Annotated in this window: 5 protein-coding genes; 2 read left to right on the top strand and 3 right to left on the bottom strand. The window is 31.0% G+C overall.

Going from position 1 to position 1,978, the window contains the following annotated elements:
• On the top strand, positions 1-477 hold a 477-nt coding region (locus IDG60_RS12620; protein WP_481906093.1), incomplete at its 5' end, for an LLM class oxidoreductase.
• A gap of 236 nt (positions 478-713) precedes the next feature.
• Here IDG60_RS12620 and IDG60_RS12615 read toward each other — a convergent pair.
• From IDG60_RS12615 to cymR, 3 genes are all read right to left on the bottom strand, one after another.
• The gene (locus IDG60_RS12615) at positions 714-860 is read right to left on the bottom strand and encodes an SAS049 family protein (protein WP_000009238.1); all 147 of its coding nucleotides are present in this window, start codon (positions 858-860) and stop codon (positions 714-716) included.
• 39 nt (positions 861-899) lie between these two features.
• Positions 900-1,082 (bottom strand): CsbD family protein, encoded by a 183-nt coding sequence (locus IDG60_RS12610; RefSeq protein WP_000752909.1) that lies wholly within the window; start codon positions 1,080-1,082, stop codon positions 900-902.
• Positions 1,083-1,181: 99 nt separating this feature from the next.
• Positions 1,182-1,604, bottom strand: coding sequence for a cysteine metabolism transcriptional regulator CymR (gene cymR / locus IDG60_RS12605; RefSeq protein ID WP_000704122.1), 423 nt, complete (start codon positions 1,602-1,604; stop codon positions 1,182-1,184).
• Between the two features lie 84 nt (positions 1,605-1,688).
• On the opposite strand from cymR, the gene IDG60_RS12600 reads away from it, so the two are divergent.
• On the top strand, positions 1,689-1,978 hold a 290-nt coding region (locus tag IDG60_RS12600; protein WP_206160758.1), incomplete at its 3' end, for an AAA family ATPase.

Genomic DNA, 1,978 nt, shown 5'->3' with positions numbered 1-1,978 from the left:
AAAGGGCTTCCATATGTGTTCGCTGGACATTTTGCACCTCAACAAATGAAAGAAGCTATCGAAATTTACAAAACGTTATTTGAACCTTCTGATGTATTAGACGAACCTTATGTTATTGTATGTTTAAATACAATCGTTGCTGAAAATGATGACGAAGCACAATATTTAGCTTCATCTATGGCACAAGTAATGGTTAGTATCACTCGTGGCAGAATGCAGCCCGTTCAACCGCCAACACATGATCTACAAAATATATTAACGCCGAGAGAATATGCGATGGCTATGGAAAGACAGAAAATATCATTAATAGGTTCAGAAAATACTGTTCAACAAAAAATTCAAGATTTTATGGAAACTTATGGTGAAGTCAACGAAATTATGGCAATAAGTTATATTTATGATAAAGATATGCAATTAGACTCTTATCGTCGGTTCAAGAATGTTATAAATCAGATAAATGAAAAAAACACTTTATAATGTGATAAATAAACTAAGTGAAAGTATGTATCCATAATATTAATAAAAATAAACAGTAACAGCATTTTGAATAAAAGATGTCTTTATTGTTCAATCATTTGTTTTAGTAATGATTCAAATTCACTTAAAATTCTAAAGCAAATATGAAAGCGCCCCTTCAACTTTACACTGTGTTAGTGTTTATTTGATGGGGCGCTTTCAAAATATTGAAAAGCATATCCAAAATTTAAAGAAATTTATTTCTCTTTATCTTCATTTTCTTTTTTCTCTTCGTTATTCGATCCTGTATATTCATTTATCTTATCTTTTACATTTTTAACTTGTTCATTATCGCTATTTTTAAATTTTTCTACTGCGTCTTTAGCTTTATCCATAAAACTCATATTAATCGCTCCTCTTATATTTGATTAGTTTAATTGAACTTATTTTTTAAGTTTATCAATTGCATCAGTTATTTTGTTTTTAGCATTTTCAACAACTTCTTTTGCTTTACCAGTCGCTTTATCTTGCTGACCTTCTTTTTCTAATTCTTTGTTATCAGTAACGTTACCTACTGTTTCTTTAACATTTCCTTTAAATTGATCGAACTTACTTTCGTCTGCCATAGTGAAACCTCCTTGGATGTATATATTTATATACCACTAAGGAGGTTCGCTAAACATTATAATATGAAGTTTTTATGTTATAGTATAGTATTTATACGATTAAATATAAAACATGTATCCGTCTAAATCTTCACTTGTATCTACATATTCCGCTAAATATTTCAATGTTGTATTATCTAAAACATCTCTCACTGCATCTCTCATGCGAATCCATAGTTGTTTTTGCGCAGGTGGTTCTGATTCAATACTTTCAACAAATGTAATTGGACCTTCTAACAGTCTTATAATATCCCCTGCTGAGATTTCTTCCGCTGGTACTCTTAATTGGTATCCACCTTTAGCACCGCGTACACTTCGAATTAACCCCGCATTTCTTAAAGGACCTACAAGCTGTTCTAAATATAAATCACTCAAATTATTTTCTTCAGCAATTGACTTTAATGATATACATCCTTGCCCCTCTTTTTTAGCAAGAGAAATCATCAATGTAAGTCCATATCTCCCTTTAGTAGAAATTTTCATTGTATAACCTCACTTAATTCGAATATTGATATTCCCATTTTAGCATTTTTTGAGTTAAGATAGTATAAGAAAGGTGTGACAAATGTGAGTACAGAACCATTAGCATCGAGAATGCGCCCAAAAAATATAGATGAAATCATTTCCCAACAACATTTAGTTGGACCAAAAGGCATTATCAGAAGAATGGTTGACACAAAAAAATTAACTTCAATGATTTTTTATGGTCCACCTGGTATAGGCAAAACAAGTATTGCCAAAGCAATTTCGGGCAGTACGCAATATAAATTCAGACAATTGAATGCTGTAACTAACACTAAAAAAGATATGCAACTTGTTGTTGAAGAAGCTAAAATGTCTGGTCAAGTTATCTTGTT

The sequence above is a fragment of the Staphylococcus sp. EG-SA-2 genome, assembly GCF_017152085.1.
Note: the sequence above shows the minus strand (reverse complement) of the source record. Positions and strands in the feature narration are given on the sequence as shown.